The sequence below is a fragment of the Allgaiera indica genome (assembly GCF_900106675.1).
In the GTDB taxonomy this organism is placed as follows: domain Bacteria; phylum Pseudomonadota; class Alphaproteobacteria; order Rhodobacterales; family Rhodobacteraceae; genus Acidimangrovimonas; species Acidimangrovimonas indica.
This window is the reverse complement of the sequence record NZ_FNOB01000022.1, coordinates 32507-51470: the sequence shown is the minus strand read 5'-3', so window position 1 is coordinate 51470 and position 18964 is coordinate 32507. Positions and strand designations below refer to the sequence as shown.

20 protein-coding genes are annotated in these 18964 nt (G+C 68.0%); 14 read left to right on the top strand and 6 right to left on the bottom strand.

Features of this window, described 5'->3' with window-relative positions:
* The first annotated feature begins 58 nt into the window (after positions 1-58).
* The 9 genes from trxA (at position 59) to BLV97_RS16570 (ending at position 9853) form a co-directional block, all read left to right on the top strand.
* A complete protein-coding gene (gene trxA, locus BLV97_RS16610) occupies positions 59-970 on the top strand; it encodes a thioredoxin (RefSeq protein ID WP_035838428.1) in 912 nt (303 codons plus the stop codon).
* A gap of 26 nt (positions 971-996) precedes the next feature.
* Entirely contained in the window at positions 997-1644 is a 648-nt protein-coding gene (locus BLV97_RS16605) for an LON peptidase substrate-binding domain-containing protein (RefSeq protein WP_035838427.1), read from the top strand.
* Positions 1641-1865: a Trm112 family protein gene (locus tag BLV97_RS16600; protein WP_035838426.1), complete on the top strand. Its 225-nt coding sequence runs from the start codon at positions 1641-1643 to the stop codon at positions 1863-1865. The genes BLV97_RS16605 and BLV97_RS16600 overlap by 4 nt, the downstream gene beginning before the upstream one ends.
* A 134-nt stretch (positions 1866-1999) precedes the next feature.
* Complete coding sequence (locus BLV97_RS16595) at positions 2000-2659, top strand: nuclear transport factor 2 family protein (protein WP_051645847.1); 660 nt, start codon at positions 2000-2002, stop codon at positions 2657-2659.
* A 246-nt stretch (positions 2660-2905) separates the two neighbouring features.
* On the top strand, positions 2906-5449 hold the full coding sequence (gene leuS / locus BLV97_RS16590) for a leucine--tRNA ligase (RefSeq protein WP_035838424.1): 2544 nt from the start codon (positions 2906-2908) through the stop codon (positions 5447-5449).
* Entirely contained in the window at positions 5436-5930 is a 495-nt protein-coding gene (gene lptE, locus BLV97_RS16585; protein ID WP_035838422.1) for an LPS assembly lipoprotein LptE, read from the top strand. Before leuS ends, lptE begins: the two co-directional genes overlap by 14 nt.
* Positions 5927-6949: a DNA polymerase III subunit delta gene (gene holA, locus BLV97_RS16580; RefSeq protein ID WP_035838453.1), complete on the top strand. Its 1023-nt coding sequence runs from the start codon at positions 5927-5929 to the stop codon at positions 6947-6949. The genes lptE and holA overlap by 4 nt, the downstream gene beginning before the upstream one ends.
* Positions 6950-6958: 9 nt before the next feature.
* On the top strand, positions 6959-7558 hold the full coding sequence (locus tag BLV97_RS16575) for a glutathione S-transferase family protein (protein ID WP_035838421.1): 600 nt from the start codon (positions 6959-6961) through the stop codon (positions 7556-7558).
* A 255-nt stretch (positions 7559-7813) separates the two neighbouring features.
* A complete protein-coding gene (locus BLV97_RS16570) occupies positions 7814-9853 on the top strand; it encodes a hydantoinase/oxoprolinase N-terminal domain-containing protein (protein ID WP_035838451.1) in 2040 nt (679 codons plus the stop codon).
* A 6-nt stretch (positions 9854-9859) separates the two neighbouring features.
* Here the strand turns inward: BLV97_RS16570 and BLV97_RS16565 are convergent, their stop codons facing one another.
* The 4 genes from BLV97_RS16565 to BLV97_RS16550 all read right to left on the bottom strand — a co-directional run bounded on the left by BLV97_RS16565 (position 9860) and on the right by BLV97_RS16550 (position 12432).
* Positions 9860-10363, bottom strand: a complete 504-nt coding sequence (locus BLV97_RS16565) for a hypothetical protein (protein ID WP_143037567.1) — start codon at positions 10361-10363, stop codon at positions 9860-9862.
* A gap of 200 nt (positions 10364-10563) precedes the next feature.
* Positions 10564-11643, bottom strand: coding sequence for a 5-(carboxyamino)imidazole ribonucleotide synthase (locus BLV97_RS16560; RefSeq protein WP_035838417.1), 1080 nt, complete (start codon positions 11641-11643; stop codon positions 10564-10566).
* Positions 11636-12124 (bottom strand): 5-(carboxyamino)imidazole ribonucleotide mutase, encoded by a 489-nt coding sequence (gene purE / locus BLV97_RS16555; RefSeq protein WP_035838415.1) that lies wholly within the window; start codon positions 12122-12124, stop codon positions 11636-11638. Before purE ends, BLV97_RS16560 begins: the two co-directional genes overlap by 8 nt.
* A gap of 89 nt (positions 12125-12213) precedes the next feature.
* Entirely contained in the window at positions 12214-12432 is a 219-nt protein-coding gene (locus BLV97_RS16550; protein WP_035838413.1) for a YdcH family protein, read from the bottom strand.
* Positions 12433-12639: 207 nt separating this feature from the next.
* On the opposite strand from BLV97_RS16550, the gene BLV97_RS16545 reads away from it, so the two are divergent.
* On the top strand, positions 12640-13053 hold the full coding sequence (locus BLV97_RS16545) for an Hsp20 family protein (protein ID WP_035838411.1): 414 nt from the start codon (positions 12640-12642) through the stop codon (positions 13051-13053).
* A gap of 11 nt (positions 13054-13064) precedes the next feature.
* A complete protein-coding gene (locus BLV97_RS16540; protein ID WP_035838409.1) occupies positions 13065-13298 on the top strand; it encodes a DUF1150 family protein in 234 nt (77 codons plus the stop codon).
* A gap of 105 nt (positions 13299-13403) precedes the next feature.
* Here the strand turns inward: BLV97_RS16540 and BLV97_RS16535 are convergent, their stop codons facing one another.
* Both BLV97_RS16535 and trxB read right to left on the bottom strand, forming a co-directional pair.
* A complete protein-coding gene (locus BLV97_RS16535; protein ID WP_035838407.1) occupies positions 13404-15110 on the bottom strand; it encodes a bifunctional sulfate adenylyltransferase/adenylylsulfate kinase in 1707 nt (568 codons plus the stop codon).
* 382 nt (positions 15111-15492) lie between these two features.
* Positions 15493-16440 carry a thioredoxin-disulfide reductase gene (gene trxB, locus BLV97_RS16530; RefSeq protein ID WP_035838405.1) on the bottom strand — a complete coding sequence of 316 codons (948 nt, stop codon included), beginning with the start codon at positions 16438-16440 and terminating at the stop codon, positions 15493-15495.
* Positions 16441-16643: 203 nt separating this feature from the next.
* Here trxB and BLV97_RS16525 point away from each other — a divergent pair, with 203 nt between their 5' ends.
* Genes BLV97_RS16525 through BLV97_RS16515 form a run of 3 tightly spaced genes read left to right on the top strand, consistent with a single transcriptional unit; the run spans position 16644 to position 18938 of the window.
* On the top strand, positions 16644-17123 hold the full coding sequence (locus BLV97_RS16525; protein WP_035838403.1) for a PaaI family thioesterase: 480 nt from the start codon (positions 16644-16646) through the stop codon (positions 17121-17123).
* The gene (locus BLV97_RS16520; protein ID WP_035838401.1) at positions 17120-17641 is read left to right on the top strand and encodes a PaaI family thioesterase; all 522 of its coding nucleotides are present in this window, start codon (positions 17120-17122) and stop codon (positions 17639-17641) included. Before BLV97_RS16525 ends, BLV97_RS16520 begins: the two co-directional genes overlap by 4 nt.
* On the top strand, positions 17634-18938 hold the full coding sequence (locus tag BLV97_RS16515) for an MATE family efflux transporter (RefSeq protein ID WP_035838400.1): 1305 nt from the start codon (positions 17634-17636) through the stop codon (positions 18936-18938). The genes BLV97_RS16520 and BLV97_RS16515 overlap by 8 nt, the downstream gene beginning before the upstream one ends.
* Positions 18939-18964: the final 26 nt, after the last annotated feature.

The following is an 18964-nucleotide window of genomic DNA, read 5'->3' as shown; positions in this document are numbered from 1 at the left end:
TTGGCCTTTGGCGCTTGCGGGCACATATAGGGCGCAACCGAACCGAAAGGGGGACGACATGATCGAATTGGGCACTGGCGCGGCCAACAAGGGGTCGCAAGGCTATGTGAAGGACGGCAGCGACGCGACCTTCGTTCAGGACGTCATCGAGGCCTCGAACGAGGTTCCCGTGATCGTCGATTTCTGGGCGCCCTGGTGCGGGCCGTGCAAGACGCTGGGGCCGGCCCTTGAACAGGCGGTGAACGCGGCGGGCGGCAAGGTCCGCATGGTCAAGATCAACGTCGACGAAAACCCCCAGATCGCCGCCCAGGCGCGGGTGCAGTCGATCCCCACCGTCTATGCCTTCTCGGGCGGCAAGCCTGTCGACGGCTTCCAGGGCGCGGTTCCGCCGGCCGAGATCAAGGCCTTCATCGACCGGCTCGTTTCGGGCGCGGGCGACGACGGCGGGCTGGGCGCCGCGGCGGAAGAGGCCGAAGCGATGCTGGGCCAGGGCGACGCTGCCGGCGCGGCCGAGGTCTTCGCCGCCATCCTGGGCGAGGATCCGGCCAATGCGGCCGCCTATGGCGGGCTGGCGCGGGCTCATCTGGCGCTGGGCAATGTCGATCAGGCCGAGGCACTGCTGGCCAATGCCCCCGCCGAGATCGCCCAGGCCAAGGAGATTGAAGCCGTGCGTGCCCAGATCGCGCTGACGCGGCAGGCCGAAAAGGCCGGCCCCGCCGATGAGCTGCGGGCGCGGGTCGAGGCCGATCCCGCCGATCACCAGGCCCGTTTCGATCTGGCCCAGGCGCTGTACGGCGCCGGCGAGACCGAGGCCGCGGTGGACGAGTTGCTAGAAATTTTCCGCCGCGATCGCGAATGGAACGACGGCGCCGCCAAGGCGCAGCTGTTCACCATCTTCGACGCGCTCGACGCCAAGGATCCGGTGGTCCTGAAGGGTCGGCGCAAGCTGTCCTCGATGATATTTGCCTGACCGGTTCCGCGCGCTAGCTCTTGGCCATGCGCAGCCATTCCGATCTACCGCGGGTTCTGCCCCTGTTCCCCCTTCCGGGCGCGCTTTTGCTGCCGCGCGCGCGCCTGCCCTTGCATATCTTCGAGCCGCGCTATCTGGCGATGCTTGAAGACGTGCTGAAGACGGATCACCGGCTGATCGGCATGATCCAGCCGCGCGATATGCCGGCGGGCTGTTCGGGGTCGAAATTCCACAAGATCGGCTGCGCCGGCCGTGTCACCGCCTTCTCGGAAACCGAAGACGGGCGCTACATGATCACCCTCTCCGGGATCTCGCGTTTCAAGCTGAAGCATGAGGTCGAAGGCTTCACCCCCTATCTGCGCGCCGAGGTGGATTGGACCTGCTTTCGCCGTGACGAGGGCGGGGCAGAGACCGATCGCGGGTTCGATCGGCAGGGCTTTCTTGTCCTGCTCCGCCGGTATTTCCGCGAGATCGGCCTGTCGACCGATTGGGACAGCCTGTGCGACGCCGAGGAGGAGTTGCTGATCAACTCGCTGTCGATGCTTTGCCCGTTCGAACCCGAGGACAAGCAGGCCCTGCTTGAGGCGCCCAGCCTTGAATGTCGCCGCGAAACCATCGTGACACTGATCGAGTTCGCCCTGCGCGGCGGCTCGTCCGAGGAGATGCCGCAATGACCGATCAACCCGCCCCGGGGTCGGACCCGGCTTCGGTGCCCGCAGGGGCGCCCTTCGACCGGCGCATGCTGGAAGCCCTGGTCTGCCCGCTGACCCTGGGTCAGCTCAGCTATGACGCCAAGACCCAGGAACTGGTGTCGAGGTCCGCGCATCTGGCCTATCAGATCCGCGACGGCATTCCGATCATGCTGGCCTCCGAGGCGCGCAAGATCGAGGATTAGCGGCAAGGCCGCGCGTGCGCGCCGAGGCGGCGTCGCCGCGCTCGATCAACTTTTGGCGAAGATCCGCGCAGCCCGGGAACGCAAACCCCCGGGCCGCGTTTTCCATTGGCGACTCAGCGAATTGGAGATTTCCCATGCAGAAGAAAGCACTGATCCTTGCCAGCGTGGCAGCACTCGCCGTCGGGCCAGCCTTTGCCGCTGGCGGTTCAGCCGCGGGTGGCGTGTCCGGCGCGGCGGGCGCGGCGGCGCCCTCGGTGGGCAGCGCGGGCGTCGGCGGCAGCGGCAGCGGCAGCGCGTCGGCCAGCGGCGGTACCGCCGGTACCTCTGCGACCGTCGGCACCAGCGGCGCCGCCACGGCGTCGGTCACCGCCAAGGCCCCGACCGCCGCGGTCGATACCAAGGCCATGACCTCCAAGCTTAGCAAGGCGGCGATGCATGCCCCCGATGCGGCGCGCCACTTCCGCGATGTCGCGACCGGCCGGGTCGGCGCGATCATGGCGCAATACTCCCCCCACGCCACGCTGAACTGGGTGGGCGGCACGCTTAACGGCACCTATCGCGGGACCGAGGCGATCAAGGATGTCTGGCAGCGCTTCGAGCATGACATGGGCAAGATGACCGCGCATGTCAGCGACGTGAAGGTCAGTGGCGGCAAGTCGGGCATGACGGTGACCGCCGACGTGAGGTTCAGCGGCAAGATGACGGTGCCGGCGCGCTATGTGCTGGTCTACCGCAACCACAAGATCGTCGACGAGGTCTGGCAGCTCGCGTCGAAGACCAAGGCCGCGAAGTAGGTCATTACAGTGCCGGCCCGCCCTTGCCCGGGGCGGGCCGCATGGCTCGGGGGGCGCTCCCCACTCCCCGAGCAGCCCCGACCCCGGCTGGCGCTCCTCCCGCGCTGCCACTGGACGGGTCGACGGCGCGCCCCGCGTCCCAGTGGCCTAACCCATGGCCCGGGGTGCGGGGCCATTCCCGTCTGGACCTTGGCGCCTGCCACGATATAACGGCCTCCGCGTCCATTTCCGACCAAGGGGCCTTTCATGTCGCGTTACGATCCCGCCACGACCGAGCCGAAATGGCAAGAAGCCTGGGACAAGGCCGGCACCTTCCTGGCGCGCCGCGACCCGGCCAAGCCGAAATACTATGTGCTTGAGATGTTCCCCTATCCATCGGGCCGCATCCATATGGGCCATGTGCGCAACTACACGATGGGCGACGTGGTGGCGCGCTACAAGCGGTCGTGCGGGTTCTCTGTCCTGCACCCGATGGGCTGGGATGCCTTTGGCATGCCGGCCGAGAACGCCGCGATGGAGAAGGGTGCCAACCCGCGCGACTGGACCTATCAGAACATCGCCGACATGAAGCAGCAGATGAAGCCCCTGGGCTTTTCGCTGGACTGGACCCGCGAATTCGCGACCTGCGACCCGGAATATTACGGCCAGCAGCAGGCGCTGTTCATCGACATGCTGAAGGCCGGGCTGATCACCCGCAAGAACGCCGTGGTCAACTGGGATCCGGTCGACATGACGGTGCTGGCGAACGAGCAGGTGATCGACGGCAAGGGCTGGCGCTCGGGCGCGGTGGTCGAGCGCAAGGAACTGACCCAGTGGTTCTTCCGGATCTCGGATTTCGCCGATGAACTGCTGGAGGCGCTCGACGGGCTGAAGGACTGGCCCGAGAAGGTGCGGCTGATGCAGTCGAACTGGATCGGCAAGAGCCGCGGGCTGGAGATCGACTTTCCCCTGACCGCGCCGACGGCGGGGATCGACACCATCCCCTGCTATTCGACCCGCCCCGACACGATGCACGGCGCCAGCTTTGTCGCGATTTCCTTCGACCATCCGCTGGCGAAGGCGCTGGAGGCAGGCAATCCCGAGATGGCCGCCTTCAACGCCGAATGCCGCCGCATGGGCACCACCGAAGAGGCGCTGGAAACCGCCGAAAAGCGCGGCTTCGACACCGGCCTGACGGTGCGCCACCCGGCCGAGGGCCGCGAACTGCCGGTCTGGATCGGGAATTTCGTGCTGATGGATTACGGCACCGGCGCGGTTTTCGGCTGCCCGGCGCATGACCAGCGCGATCTGGATTTCGCCCGCAAATACGACCTGCCGGTGCGCAACGCCTTCCACATGCCGGGATCCAGCGAAGAGGTCGGAACCGAGGCGCTGGTGCCGCCGAAGACCGAGCCGGTCGTCTACGTCGACCATTTCGCGGGCATCACCGAGGCCACCAGCCAGGAGGCGATCGACCGCACCATCGACTGGTTCGAGGAAAAGGGCCTGGGCCGCGGCCAGACCAGGTTCCGCCTGCGCGACTGGGGCCTGTCGCGCCAGCGCTACTGGGGCTGTCCGATCCCGGTGGTGCATTGCGACACCTGCGGCGTGGTGCCCGAGAAGAAGGAAAACCTGCCTGTCGAACTGCCGCACGATGTCAGCTTCGATCGCCCGGGCAACCCGCTTGACCGGCATCCGACCTGGCGCGACTGTGCCTGCCCTGCCTGCGGCAAGCCGGCGCGGCGCGAGACCGACACGATGGACACTTTCGTCGACAGCTCGTGGTATTTCGCCCGCTTCACCGCACCGCGCGCCACCACGCCGACGGTGGGCGAAGAGGTCGATTACTGGATGAATGTCGACCAGTACATCGGCGGCATCGAACACGCGATCCTGCATTTGCTTTACTCGCGCTTCTTCGCGCGCGCGATGCAGATCACCGGCCACCTGCCCAAGACCGCGATCGAACCCTTCAACGCGCTCTTCACCCAAGGGATGGTGACGCACGAGATCTACATGACCCGTGACGAGAAGGGCCGCGCGGTCTATCACCTGCCCGAGGAGGTCGAGGACGGCAAGCTCAAGACCACGGGCGAGGCGGTGACCATCGTACCCTCGGCCAAGATGTCGAAATCAAAAAAGAACGTGGTCGACCCGGTGAACATCGTCGAAAGCTTCGGCGCCGATACCGCGCGCTGGTTCGTGATGTCCGACAGCCCGCCCGAGCGCGACGTGGAATGGACGGCGTCAGGCGCCGAAGCGGCGTTCAAGCATCTGGGTCGGGTCTGGCGACTGGCGGCTGAAGTCGACGCGCGCGGACCGGGCGACGCGACCCAGGACGAAGCGCTGATGAAGGCGATGCACCGCACCATCGCCGAGGTGCGCGACGGGATCGAGGGTTTCGCCTTCAACAAGGCCGTCGCGGCGCTTTATGCCTTCGCCAACGCGGTGCAGCGCACCGATGCCAGCGCCGGGGCCAAGCGGCAGGCGATGCGCACCATGGCGCAACTGATGTCGCCCATGACGCCGCATCTGGCCGAAGAGATCTGGCATATGCTGGGCGGCGTGGGGCTGGTGGCCGACGCGCCCTGGCCCAAGGCCGATCCGGCGATGCTGGTCGAAGACAGCGTGACCCTGCCGATCCAGTTCAACGGCAAGCGCCGGTCCGAGATCACCGTACCCAAGGACCTGCCGCGCGAAGAGGTTGAAAAGCGCGCGCTGGCGGACGATGCTGTGGTACGCGCGCTGGAAGGGCGGGCGCCGAAGAAGGTCATCGTCGTGCCGGGTCGCATCGTCAATGTCGTCGCCTGACCGCCGTTCCCTGCTGATCGCGCTGGCGGCGCTGCCGCTGGCTGCCTGCGGCTTTGCCCCGGCCTACGGGCCTGGTGGGCCTGCGGCGGGGATTCGCGGAAAGATCCGTCCCGATACGCCGGCCGACCGCGACGCCTTCGATCTGGTCAACCAGATCGAGGCACGCCTGGGCCGGCCGCAGGACGCCCGCTTCACCCTGGGCTACACGATCCGCACCCGTGAAACCGGCGTCGCCATCACCCCCGACAACACCACCACCCGCTACGATGTCGTGGGGTCGGTCCATTACACGCTGCGCGACGCAGCCTCTGGCCGCGTGCTTGGCCAGGGCGAGGCGCACAGCTTCACCTCCTACGGCGCGACCGGCTCTACCGTGGCGACGCTGGCCGCGCGCGCCGACGCCCACCGGCGCCTGATGGTGATCCTCGCCGATGAGATCGCCACCCGCCTGCTCGCCACGTCGGCGCAGTGGAACAGATGAAACTTTCAGGGCCAGAGGCACGCCGCTATATCGCCCGGCCCGATCCCGCGCGGGCGGGGCTTTTGCTGTATGGCGCCGACGCGATGCGCGTGGCGCTGAAGCGGCAGCAGGCGATCGCCGCCCTGATCGGCCCCGAGGGCGAGGCCGAGATGCGCCTGACCCGGATCCCGGCCGCCGATCTGCGCAAGGACGGGGCGGCGCTGCTGGACGCGGTGAAGGCACAGGGCTTCTTTCCCGGCGCGCGCGTGGCCTTCGTCGAGGACGCCGGCGACGGGCTGGCAAAGCTGATCGAGACCACCCTGTCCGAATGGCGCGAGGGCGATGCCGCGATCGTGGTGACCGCCGGGCAGCTCAATGCCCGTTCGGCCCTGCGCAAGCTGTTCGAGGCGCATAAATCCGCCTATGCGATCGGCATCTACGACGACCCGCCCGGCCGCGACGAAATCGAGGCCGAGCTGAAGAAGGCGGGTCTCGCCCGGATCGACGATGCCGCGATGACCGATCTTCTGGCGCTGGCGCGGATGATCGACCCGGGCGATTTCCGCCAGACGGTCGAGAAGATCGGCCTCTACAAGTTCGGGGACGCGACCCCCCTGACGGCCGAGGAAGTCGCGCTGTCGGCTCCGCGCAGTACCGAGGCCGGGGTGGATGAGGTGATCGATGCGGTGGCCGAGGGCCGCCAGGCCGAACTGGGCCCGCTGCTGTCGCGGCTGGAAGGGCAGGGGGTGGCGCCCGTGACGCTTTGCATCTTCGCGCTGCGCCATTTCCGCGCGCTTCACGCCGCGGCCTCGGATCCGGGCGGGTCGGCTGCCGGGCTGCAGCGCCTGCGCCCGCCGGTCTTCGGCCCGCGCCGCGACCGCATGTTGCGCCAGTTGCGCCAATGGGGCACCCGCAAGGTGGAAACCGCGCTTGCCATCCTGATCGAGACCGACCTCGCCCTGCGTTCGTCGTCCCGGGCGCCCGCCCGCGCGGTGATGGAACGCAGCCTGATCCGCCTTGCCATGCTGGCCCAACGATAGGAGCACGAGATGTCAAACCAAGGCTACACGGTGATCGGCCCCGCCAATACCCGCGCGGGCCGCGTGTTGTGGATGCTCGAGGAGCTGGGCCTGCCCTACGCCCATCACAACGCCCCGCCACGCTCTCAGGAGGTGATGGCGCTGAATCCTTCGGGCAAGGTGCCGGTGCTGATAGTCGACGGTGCGGCGATCACCGATTCCACCGCGATCAACCAGTATCTGGCCGACAAGCATGGCAAGCTGACCTACAAGGCGGGCACGCTGGAGCGCGCGCGGCAAGACAGCCTGACGCAATTCCTGCTGGATGAATTCGACGCGGTACTGTGGGTCGCGGCGCGCCACAGCTTCATCCTGCCCGAAGAGTTGCGCCATTCGGCAATCAAGGATTCGCTGAAATGGGAATTCGAGCGCAGCCAGAAGGTCCTGGTGCAACGCATGGGCGACGCACCCTTCGTCGCCGGTCCGGAATACCTGGTCACCGATATCCTGCTGGGTCATTGTCTAGTCTGGGCGACGACCGCCAAGTTCCCGATCACGGAACCCCGGCTGATCGACTATCTCGAGAAGACCATGGCACGCCCCGCGTTCCAGCGCGCCATGGCGAAATAGGCGCCCCCCGGCCAGAGCCGCCCCGGTGCCGGGCAATGCGGGCCGCGGGCCCCCCGCGGAGGTGCCTGAAGGCGCCGCGTGATGTGCCGGGTGTCGTTTCCGGCGCAAATATGCCGGCGGCCCCGTCCGAGCGTCAATGGCGAAGGGGCAAGGGCCCCGCCGCTGAAACGGCATTCCAAGGCGCGTCGGGTCGCGCCCGGCCGAACGGAACGGTGGCGCGACTTGTGCGGTCGGCGGTGACCAAAGAGGATGAAGATGGCGATATTGCTGGGCGTCGATACCGGTGGCACCTATACGGATGCGGCCGTGCTGGAAGAGGCGCCAGGCGGCGAGGTCGGCCGCGTCATCGGTGCCGCCAAGTCATTGACCACGCACGAAAATCTCATGCTGGGGGTGGGCCGCGCGGTGGATGCTGCGCTGGCGCGCGCGGGTGTCGCGCCGGGTGCGGTCTCGCTGGTTTCGCTCTCGACCACGCTGGCCACCAATGCGCTGGTCGAGGGCCGGGGCGGCCGCGTGGCCCTGGTCTTCATCGGCTTCGGCGCCGATGATCTGGCGCGCGGCGGGCTGCAAGCTGTCTTGGCCGGCGATCCGGTGGTGTGCCTTGCCGGCGGCCACGGCCCCTCTGGGGCAGAGCTTGCGCCGCTGGATCTGGACGCGCTGGAAGCCGAAATCCACCGTCTCGCGCCCAATGTGCAGGGCTTCGCGGTGGCCGCCAGTTTCGCGACCCGCAATCCCGCGCATGAATTGGCTGCGGCCGGGCTGATCCGCCGCGTCAGTGGCCTCCCGGTAACCTGCTCGCATGAATTGTCGGCCAATCTCAACGGTCCCAAACGCGCGCTGACGGCGGTGCTGAACGCGCGCCTGATCGGCATGATCACCCGGCTTATCGAGTCCTGCGAGGCCCATCTGGCCGCGATCGGCGTCGCCGCCCCGCTGATGGTCGTGCGCGGCGACGGGGCGCTGATCTCTGCCTCTCTGGCGCGTGCCCGGCCGATCGAGACGATCATGTCCGGCCCCGCGGCCTCGATCGTCGGCGCGCGCTGGTTGACGGGTATCGAGGACGCGCTGGTGTCGGACATCGGCGGCACCACGACCGATGTGGCGATCCTGCGCGGCGGCCGCCCCGCGATCGACCCGCAGGGCGCGCAAGTCGGCGGCTGGCGCACCATGGTCGAGGCGGTGGCGACGCGTTCGACCGGCCTTGGCGGCGACAGCGAGGTGCATCTGCGCGACGGGTTCGAGACCGGGCTGCATCTGGGTCCGCGCCGGCTGGTGCCGGTGTCGCTGCTGGCCACCCAGGCGCCCGAAATGGTGCATGCCGCGCTGGACCGTGCGCTGGCAACCGCGACGCCGGGCCAGCACGATGGCCGTTTCGCGCTGCCTGTCGCACAGGGGCAGCCACAGGGCCAGACCTTGGGCCAGACCTTGGGCCTGCCCCCGCGCGAGGCCGCGCTCTGGGCCCGCATTGCGCCCGCCCCGGTGCCGCTGGGCCTGGTGCTGAAGACAAGCATCGACTCCGCGGCCCTGGCGCGGCTGGTGCAGCTGGGGCTGGTGTCGGTCGCGGGGGTGACGCCGTCGGACGCAAGCCATGTGCTGGGGGGGCTGTCGGCCTGGGACGCGGGCGCCGCCGAGAAGGCCCTGCGCCTGATGGCGCGACGCCGCGACGGGCGCGGCGAGCGGATCGCGGCGGATGCGCACGCGCTGGCCCACGCCATCATCGCCCGGCTGCAGGCCCAGACCGTTGATTGCCTGCTGGATGCCGCCTTCGCCCAGGACGACCCCGCCTGGCCCGAGGCACCCGAAGCGCTGGCCCGCCACCCCCTGACCCGCGCGGCCTTCGCCCGGCGCGCGGGGCTGGTGACGCTGGAGGCGCGGCTTGGGGTGCCCCTGGTGGGGCTCGGGGCCTCGGCGCCGGCCTATTACGGGGCGGTGGGCAAGATGCTCAACACTCGCGTGATCCTGCCCGAACATGCCGGGGTGGCCAATGCCATCGGTGCGGTGGTGGGGCAGGTGTCGATGCGGGCGGAGGTTCTGGTCACCTGCCCCGGCGATGGCGAATTTGCCGTTCATCTTCCGGGCGGGATCGAAACCTACGCCGACCGCGACGCGGCATTGGACGCGGCCGCGGCGGCCTGCGCCGATATGGCGCTGGCGCGGGCCCGCGCCGCCGGGGCAGAGGCGGTGCACCTGACGCCTGCGCGCGAGATCCGCGAAGCCGCGGTCGAAGGGCGAAAGATGTTCATCGAGGCCCGCCTGGGCGTCACCGCCACCGGCAGGCCCCGGATCGCGTCGTGATGCGCGTCAGCCCAGAAGCTTGGCGAACAGCCGGTCCGATCCGTGCACGGTGGCCAGCTTGCCCTCCATGTGATGGTTGCGCGCATAGGCGTACAGCGCTCTCGACGTCTGCGGTCCCCAGGCGCCATCCAGCGCGCCATTGTAAAGGCCACGCTGCATCAGCTGATACTGGATCGAGACCCGCATCCGGCGTTGCTGGCTGTTGAACGCGCGTTGCGAGGGCGAGGCCGCGGCCGGGGTGTAGGCATATTCGTTCACCGCCCGATCGTCATTGTCGCGCTCCTGGTAGGCGGGATGTTCGACCACATAGTTGCGGCGCACGACCTGGCGCTCGTGCCGGGCCTGCATCTGGCTCAGCGCATAGCCGCCGACCGCCCCGAGGATCAGCCCGCGGGCGACCTCGCCGTTGTCGGCATAGGCGGGCGTGACCACGGCGGCCCCAAGCGCCAGGGACACAACCGCGGCGACTGCCCCGCGCGAAACACCGGCATTTTTCGAAACAACGTTCATGTCTTTCTCCTCCTTCGCAAAGGATGATGTTTTTTCCGCGGGCGGCGCGAGCCGCTCGTGGATCATATGCCGGACAGACGCATCACATGGGGTCGCGGTTCCGGCCTTGCCAGCCCGGCCGGCGGAAAACCACCGAGAAGTGATCGCGGGAAAACCGCGCTTGCCGTCGCCCGCCTTCGCGGCCCGCGCCGCCTGCGGACCTAGCCCCGCGCGGGTCCGTTGACGCGGTTGACATGGCCCATCTTGCGGCCCGGGCGGGCCTCGGCCTTGCCGTAAAGATGCAGCGCGCACATCGATTCGCGCGCCAGGCCGGGGACCTGCTCGATCTCCTCCCCGATGAGATTGGTCATCACCACGTTGCTGTGGCGCTTGCCATCGCCCAGCGGCCAGCCCGCGACGGCGCGGATATGTTGCTCGAACTGGTCCACGGCGCAGCCGTTCTGTGTCCAGTGCCCCGAATTGTGGACCCGTGGCGCGATCTCGTTGACCAGCAGGCCCTGCGCGGTGACGAACAGTTCGACCCCCAGGACGCCGACGTAATCAAGCGCGTTGAGGATGCGCGCCGCGATCAGCACCGCATCCGAGCGTTGCGCCGGGCTCAGCCGCGCGGGCACGGTGGTCGTGTGCAGGATGCCGTCGCGGTGGACGTTCTCGCCCGGATCATAGGCCGCGACCTCGCCGCCGGGGCCGCGCGCCGCGATCACGCTGACCTCGTGGCTGAAGTCGACGAAACCTTCCAGCACCGCCGGGGCGCCCTGCATCGCCGCCAGCGCCGCCGCCGCGTCGGCGGGCGCGCGCAGCCGCGCCTGGCCCTTGCCGTCATAGCCCAGGCGCGTCGTCTTCAGGATCGCGGGCGTGCCGATGCGGGCGATCGCGGCCTCCAGATCCTGGGCGCTGTCGACCCCGGCATAGGGTGCGGTCGACAGGCCCAGACCGGTGAGGAAATCCTTCTCGGCGATCCGGTCCTGGCTGACCGCCAGGGCGCGCCGGCCCGGTCGGATCGGGCGATGCGCTTCCAGCAGGTCCAGCGCCGCGGTGGGAATGTTCTCGAATTCATAGGTGATGACGTCGACCGCCGAGGCAAAGGCCCGCAGCGCGGCCTCGTCCTCATAGGGGGCGGTGGTCACGGCATGGGCCACGTCCGCGGCGGGCGGGCGGGCCGCGGGCTCGTAGATATGGGTGCGAAAGCCCAGCCGCGCGGCGGCGACCGACAGCATCCGCCCCAATTGGCCGCCGCCGAGGATCCCGATCGTGGCCCCAGTGGCAAGCGGTTCAGTCATCGCGGGGCTCCTCGGGGATCGAGGCCGAAAGATCGGCGCGCCAGCGCTCCAGCCGCGCGGCCAGCGCCGCATCGTCATTGGCCAGGATCGCGGCGGCCATCAGCCCCGCATTGGCCGCCCCCGCCGCCCCGATTGCCATCGTCGCCACCGGAAAGCCGCGCGGCATCTGGACGATGGAATACAGGCTGTCGACGCCCGACAGTGCCCGCGTCTGGATCGGCACCCCGATCACCGGCACCCGGGTCTTCGACGCCATCATCCCGGGCAGATGCGCCGCGCCACCGGCCCCCGCGATGATCACCTTGAGGCCGCGCCCGGCGGCCTCGCGGCCATAGGACCACAGCCGATCCGGCGTCCGGTGGGCAGAGACGATCCGGGCCTCGTAGGGCACTTCCAGCTCATCGAGGATGGCCGCGGCCTCCTTCATCGTGGGCCAGTCGGACTGGCTGCCCATGATGATGCCCACCTCGATCTCGGCCATGAATCTTCCCCATCTGGTTCGGAGCGCGCACTATAGCGGCGCCGGTCGCGGGGGCAAGCGCCCCGCCCATGCCTCTTGCTGCCGTGGTTTCAGGCGATGATATCGGGAAACAGCCGGTCCTCGATCCGCGTGATCTGATCCTTGAGCACCAGCTTTTGCTTCTTCAGCCGCCGCAGGCGCAGCTGATCCGCGCGGCCCGCCTGCTCCAACGCATGAATCGCGTCGTCGAGGTCGCGGTGCTCGCGCTTCAGCACCGCGAGCTCGTATTTCAGGATCTCTTCGTTTTCGAGTTCGCTCGATCCATTCATGCCCAATGTCGTCTCGTGGTGATTCCCCTGGTCAGCATATAGCCATTCGCCCCGCGTGCGGAAAGCTTCGCGCCCCGGTCGCTACGCCGCCCGCCGTCGCGGGCGAGCATCGACGCCCTTGCAAGCCCCCGGAAAGCTTCCCATATCCTTTATACGGGTGCCCGATTGGGGCCCGGGATATGTCGCTTCTGCCAAGGACATCCATCGATGACGAAATTGAGCTTTGCCTCGCATCCGTTCCTTCTGGGCTTCGAGCGCCTCGACCAATTGGTCGAACGCAGCGCCAAGGCCGGGACCGAAGGCTACCCGCCCTTCAATATCGAACAATCCGGCGATACCGCCTATCGTATCACGCTTGCCGTCGCGGGGTTTCGCGACGAGGATCTCTCGATCACCGTCGAGGATCGCCAGTTGATCATTCGCGGCCGCCAGGTCGAGGGCGACGAGGCGCGGGTCTTCCTGCATCGCGGCATCGCGGCGCGCGCCTTCCAGCGCAGCTTCGTCTTGGCCGATGGGGTCGAGGTGGCCGGGGCTTCGCTGGAAAACGGATTGCTGCATATCAATCTGCGCCGGTCGCTGCCCGAAACGCAGGTGCAGACCATTCAGATCAGCCGAGGGTGAAGGAGGTCGTCATGGATACCAAATATGAATTCGGGCCGGAACAGGCAGGCGGGCGCCCGATCGTCTACGTCCGCCCTGTCGCGGTCGAGACCCTGCCGCAAGAGATCCGCGAACAGGCCGAAGGGCTGGAGACACTTTACGCCGTGCACGGATCGGACGGCGAGCGGATCGCGCTGGTGCGCGACCGGCGGCTGGCCTTCGCGCTGGCCCGCCAGAACGACCTGACCCCGGTCAGCGCGCATTGAGCGAAAGCTCTGATCACCGGCGCGGGCCCAAGCGACGGGCCTGCGTATTTAGGGGAACAATGAAAGGGGGCCGCGCGGTCGTTTTCCGGGGCCCCCGTTGTCGTTTCAGCCTCTGATCAGCCCCATGGACTCGAGCTTCAAGAGCACCTGATGGGCGCAATTGTCGACATCGACGTTTTCCGTCTCGACCCTCAGTTCGGGATGTACCGGCGCCTCGTAGGGGTCTGAGATCCCGGTGAATTCCTTGATCTTGCCTTCGCGCGCCAGCTTGTAGAGACCCTTGCGGTCGCGGCGTTCGCATTCCTCCAGGCTGGTCGCCACATGGATTTCCACGAAGGCGCCGTATTGCTCGATCTCCTCGCGCACCGCGCGCCGCGTCGCGGTATAGGGCGCGATCGGGGCGCAGATCGCGATACCCCCGTTCTTGGTGATCTCGCTGGCCACAAAGCCGATGCGGCGGATGTTCAGGTCGCGGTGCTCCTTGGAAAAGCCCAGTTCCGACGACAAGTTCTTGCGCACCACGTCGCCGTCAAGCAGCGTCACCGGACGCCCGCCCATCTCCATCAGCTTGACCATCAGCGCGTTGGCGATCGTCGACTTGCCCGACCCCGAGAAGCCGGTGAAGAACACCGTGAAACCCTGGTTTGCGCGCGGCGGCGAGGTACGGCGCAATTCGGCCACCACCTCGGGGAACGAGAACCATTCCGGGATCTCCAGCCCCTCGCGCAGGCGGCGGCGCAGTTCGGTGCCCGAGATGTTCAGGACGGTCACGCCCTCTTCGATCTCGTCGGCGGGCTCGTATTGCGCGCGTTCCTGCACATAGACCATATGCTTGAAATCGACCATCTCGATGCCGACTTCCGCCTGGTGGGCGCGCACCATTTCTTGGGCCTCGTAGGGGCCATAGAAATCCTTGCCCGCGCTGTTCTTGCCCGGGCCGGCATGGTCGCGCCCGACGATGAAATGGGTGCAGCCGTGGTTCTTGCGGATGATCGAGTGCCACAGCGCCTCGCGCGGGCCGGCCATGCGCATCGCCAGGTTCAGCAGGCTCATCGTCGTGGTGGCCGATGGGTATTTGTCCAGCACCGCCTCATAGCAGCGCACGCGGGTGAAATGGTCCACATCACCGGGTTTGGTCATGCCCACGACCGGGTGGATCAGCAGGTTCGCCTGCGCCTCGCGCGCGGCGCGGAAGGTCAGTTCCTGGTGCGCGCGGTGCAAGGGGTTGCGGGTCTGGAAGGCCACGACCCGGCGCCAGCCGAGCTTGCGGAAATAGGCGCGCAGCTCGTTCGGGGTGTCGCGGCGGGCCTTGAAATCGTAGTGCACCGGCTGTTGGATGCCGGTGACCGGGCCACCAAGGTAGACCTTGCCCGCGGTGTTGTGCAGGTAATTCACCGCCGGATGTGCCAGATCGTCGGCGCCATAGACGCCCACGGCCTCGCGCGTCTTGTCGGGCATCCATTTGTCGGTGACCGACAGGATCGCCAGGATCACCCCTTCCGGATCGCGCAGCGCGATGTCCTGGCCGGGCTCGATTGCCTCGGCGAATTTCTCCGATACATCGAGGTTGATCGGCATCGGCCAGAGCGTGCCGTCCTTGAGGCGCATGTTCGCGACCACGCCGTCGTAGTCTTCCTCGGTCAGGAAACCCTTCAGCGGGTAGAAGCCGCCATTCATCAGAAGCTCCAGATCGCAGATCTGGCGCGGGGTCAGGTCCCAGGAGGGCAGCTCGCCGGCCTCGACCTTCAGTTTCTGCGCGGATTCGTAGGAAACATAGAGTTCGGGGATCGGGGCGAGATTGGGAAGCTGCATGGGTAAGACTTTCTGGCTAGGACCGGGCCCCGAAATATGGGGTGTCGGCGCGATTTATCCGGGAAAAATGGCGAGATTCAAGTAAAGCCGAGGCATCGGCGGGACAAACGACCAAAATATCGGCATGTTGTGACAACAGAGGAAATCATCCCCGCGCGCGCAACGGGGCCGGGACGGTGACCCGGGTCGGCCGGCGCGGGAAACCAAAGCCACGATCCCGCCCCGGCGTGCCGCCGTCCGCGGCAAGCCTGCCCGGCGCGGTATGATCGCCGACCGGCCGCGCCCGGCCGCGTCAGGGCGAGTGCAAAGCCAGGACGCGCCCCGCGCCCCCCGGGTGTGGGTGGCGCCGGGCCGTTCTTGGCGGCGGTCGTGGAAGGCGAAGCTATTCGGCCATACCCTGCTCGGCCAGCCAGCGTTCCGCGTCGAGCGCGGCCATGCAGCCCATGCCGGCCGAGGTGACCGCCTGGCGATAGATGTGGTCGGTCAGATCGCCGGCCGCGAACACCCCTTCCACCGAGGTGCGGGTCGAGCCGGGCTCGACCCAGACATAGCCGCCGGGCTGCATCTTGAGCTGATCCCTGACCAGTTCCGAAGCCGGCGCATGGCCGATGGCGACGAAGAAGCCGTCGCAGGGCACTTCGCTGGTGCTGCCGTCGGTGGTGGATTTCACCCGCACGCCGGTTACGCCGGCGGGGTTTTCCGTGCCCAGAACCTCTTCGACCGTGTGGTTCCACAGAACCTCGACCTTCGGGTGCTTGAACAGGCGGTCTTGCAGGATCTTCTCGGCGCGCAGGCTGTCGCGGCGGTGGATCAGGGTGACCTTGGACGCGAAATTGGTCAGGAACAGCGCCTCCTCGACCGCGGTGTTGCCGCCGCCGATCACCACGACTTCCTTGCCGCGGTAGAAGAAGCCGTCGCAGGTGGCGCAGGCCGAGACGCCGAAGCCCTTGAACTTTTCTTCGCTGGGGATGCCCAGCCATTTCGCCTGCGCCCCGGTGGCCAGGACCACCGCATCGGCGGTGAAGGTGCCAAGCCCGCCCTTCGCGGTGAAGGGACGCTTCGACAGATCCAGGCTTTCGATATGGTCCGAGATGACCTCGGCCCCCATGGCCTTGGCGTGGGCTTCCATGCGCACCATCAGGTCGGGGCCCTGCACCTCGGTATCGCCGGGCCAGTTCTCGACCTCGGTGGTGATGGTCAGCTGTCCGCCGGGCTGGATCCCCTGAACCAGAACCGGCCCCAGCATGGCGCGCGAGGCGTAGACCGCCGCGGTATAGCCCGCGGGCCCCGAGCCGATGATCAGGAGTTTCGTGTGGCGTGTGTCGGTCATGCTCTGCCCTTTCCCTGCGCGTCCGACCCGATATAGGACGCGTGGCAAGGAACGGAAAGCCCCGGGGGAAGGGGGCCTCGAACGCGGGTCTCGCGAGACCCTGGCCGGGCGTTGGGCGCGCGCGCGACGCGCGGAGCCGCAAAAGGGGGTTGCGGGGTGCCGGCAGAGGACGAATAACAGAGGCAGAGCAGGAAGGGACGCGGATGACGGCGGACAAGGCAAGGATCGCGCGGCAGTTCATCGAGGCGATTCCCCATGCAAAGGCGCTGGGCATGCGGATCGAGCATGTGGGCGACGGCGAGGCGATCATCGCCATGGATTATGACCCGCGCTTTATCGGCGATCCCGCGACCGGGGTGATCCATGGCGGCGCGGTATCGGCGCTGATGGATACGGCCTCGGGCGCGGCGGTGATGAGTCATCCCGTCGCCCCCGCGATCACCGCGACGATCGACCTGCGCATCGACTACATGCGCCCGGCGACGCCCGGCCGGCGGATCATCGCGCGGGCCGAATGCTATGAAATGACACGCACGGTCGCCTTCGTGCGCGTCACCGCGACGGATGAAGGCGGCGCCCGCCCCTTCGCCACCGCCGCCGGCGCCTTCACCGTGGAACGCGGCCCGGCCGACAGCGGCGACAAGGGCGACCGGCGCGCCGAACCGGCAGGGACCCCGGCATGAGCCGCCCGCGTCCGGAACCCGTGCAGGTGATCAAGCAGCGCCGCGACAGCGCGCTGCGGGCGCTGACCCAGGGCATCCCCTATGTCAGCTTTCTGGGCATCAGCTTCGATCGCCGCGGCGACGAGCTGACCGCGGTGCTGCGTTTCGACGAAAAGCTGATCGGCAACCCCTTCCTGCCCGCGATCCACGGCGGGGTGACCTCGGCCTTCCTGGAAACCGCCGCGATCGTCGAATTGTCATGGTCGATCCTGTGGGAGGAGATGGAGCACGGCGGCCTTGATCCGAAGGCGGTCGACGCCGCGAACCTGCCGCAACTGCCCAAGACAATCGACTTCACCGTCGATTACCTGCGCCCCGGCCTGCCGCGCGACGCCTATGCGCGGGCGCGGCTGAACCGCTCGGGCCGGCGCTATGCCAGCGTCCATGTCGAGGCCTGGCAGGACAACCGGTCACGGCTGTTCGCCCAGGCCACGGGGCATTTCCTGATGCCCGAGAAGACGCCCGGCGGTCATGGCTGACATAGGCCACCGGCGCGTCCTGAAGATCGCGCTGCCCATCCTGCTGTCGAATGCCACCGTGCCGATCCTCGGCGCGGTCGATACCGGGGTGGTCGGGCAGATGGGCCTTGCCGCGCCGATCGGGGCGGTGGGCCTGGGCGCCGTGGTGCTGAGCGCGATCTTCTGGATCTTCGGCTTCCTGCGCATGGGCACCTCGGGAATGGTGGCGCAGGCCCGTGGCGCGGGCGACCTGCCGGAAACCGGCGCGATCCTGATGCGGGCGTTGCTGACGGGCTGGGGCGCGGGGCTGGTCTTCGTGCTGGCGCAGGCGCCGCTCTTTTGGCTGGCGTTCAAGATCGCGCCGGCTTCCGCGGATGTCGAGGCGCTGGCGCGCGACTATCTGTCGATCCGGGTCTGGGGGGCGCCGGCGACGATCTCGCTTTATGCCGTTACCGGCTGGCTGATCGCGCTGGAACGCACCCGTGGCGTGCTGGTGGTGCAGCTGTGGATGAACACCCTGAACGTGGGGTTGGATCTGTGGTTCGTCCTGGGCCTTGGCTGGGGCGTGAAGGGGGTGGCCGCTGCCACGCTGGTTGCGGATTGGACGGGCCTTGCGCTGGGGTTGTGGCTGTGCCGGGCGGCCTTCGCCGGCGAACAGTGGCGCGACTGGGCGCGGGTGTTCGACCGCGTGCGGCTGCGCCGGATGCTGGCGGTGAACGGCGACATCATGCTGCGCTCGGTGCTCTTGCAGGCCTCGTTCACCAGCTTCGTCTTCCTCGGCGCGGGTTTCGGGGACGTGACGCTGGCGGCCAACCAGGTGCTGATGCAGTTCCTTGAAATCGCGGCCTATGCGCTTGACGGCTTCGCCTTCGCGGCCGAATCCCTGGTCGGGCAGGCGGTGGGCGCGGGCTCGATCCCGCGGCTGAGGCGCTCGGCATTGCTGGCCAGCCAATGGGCGCTGCTGGCGGCGGCGCTGATGGCGGCGGGATTCTGGCTGGCGGGGCCGGCGATCATCGACCTGATGGCCAAGGCGCCGCAGGTGCAGGTGGAGGCGCGGGTCTATCTGCCCTGGGTGGTGGCGGCGATGCTGATCAGCCTTGCGAGCTACATGCTGGACGGGATCTTCATCGGCGCGACCCGCACCGCGGCGATGCGCAACGCGATGGCGATATCCGTTGCGATCTATGCGCTGGCGTTGGCCGCGCTGGTGCCGGTCTTCGGCAACCACGGCCTTTGGGCCGGGCTATTGGTGCTGAACCTGGCGCGGGCGGTGACGCTGTGGCGCCGCTATCCGGCGCTGGAGCGGGCCCTGGCCTGAGCGCCGGGGGCGTATTTGTAGAACAA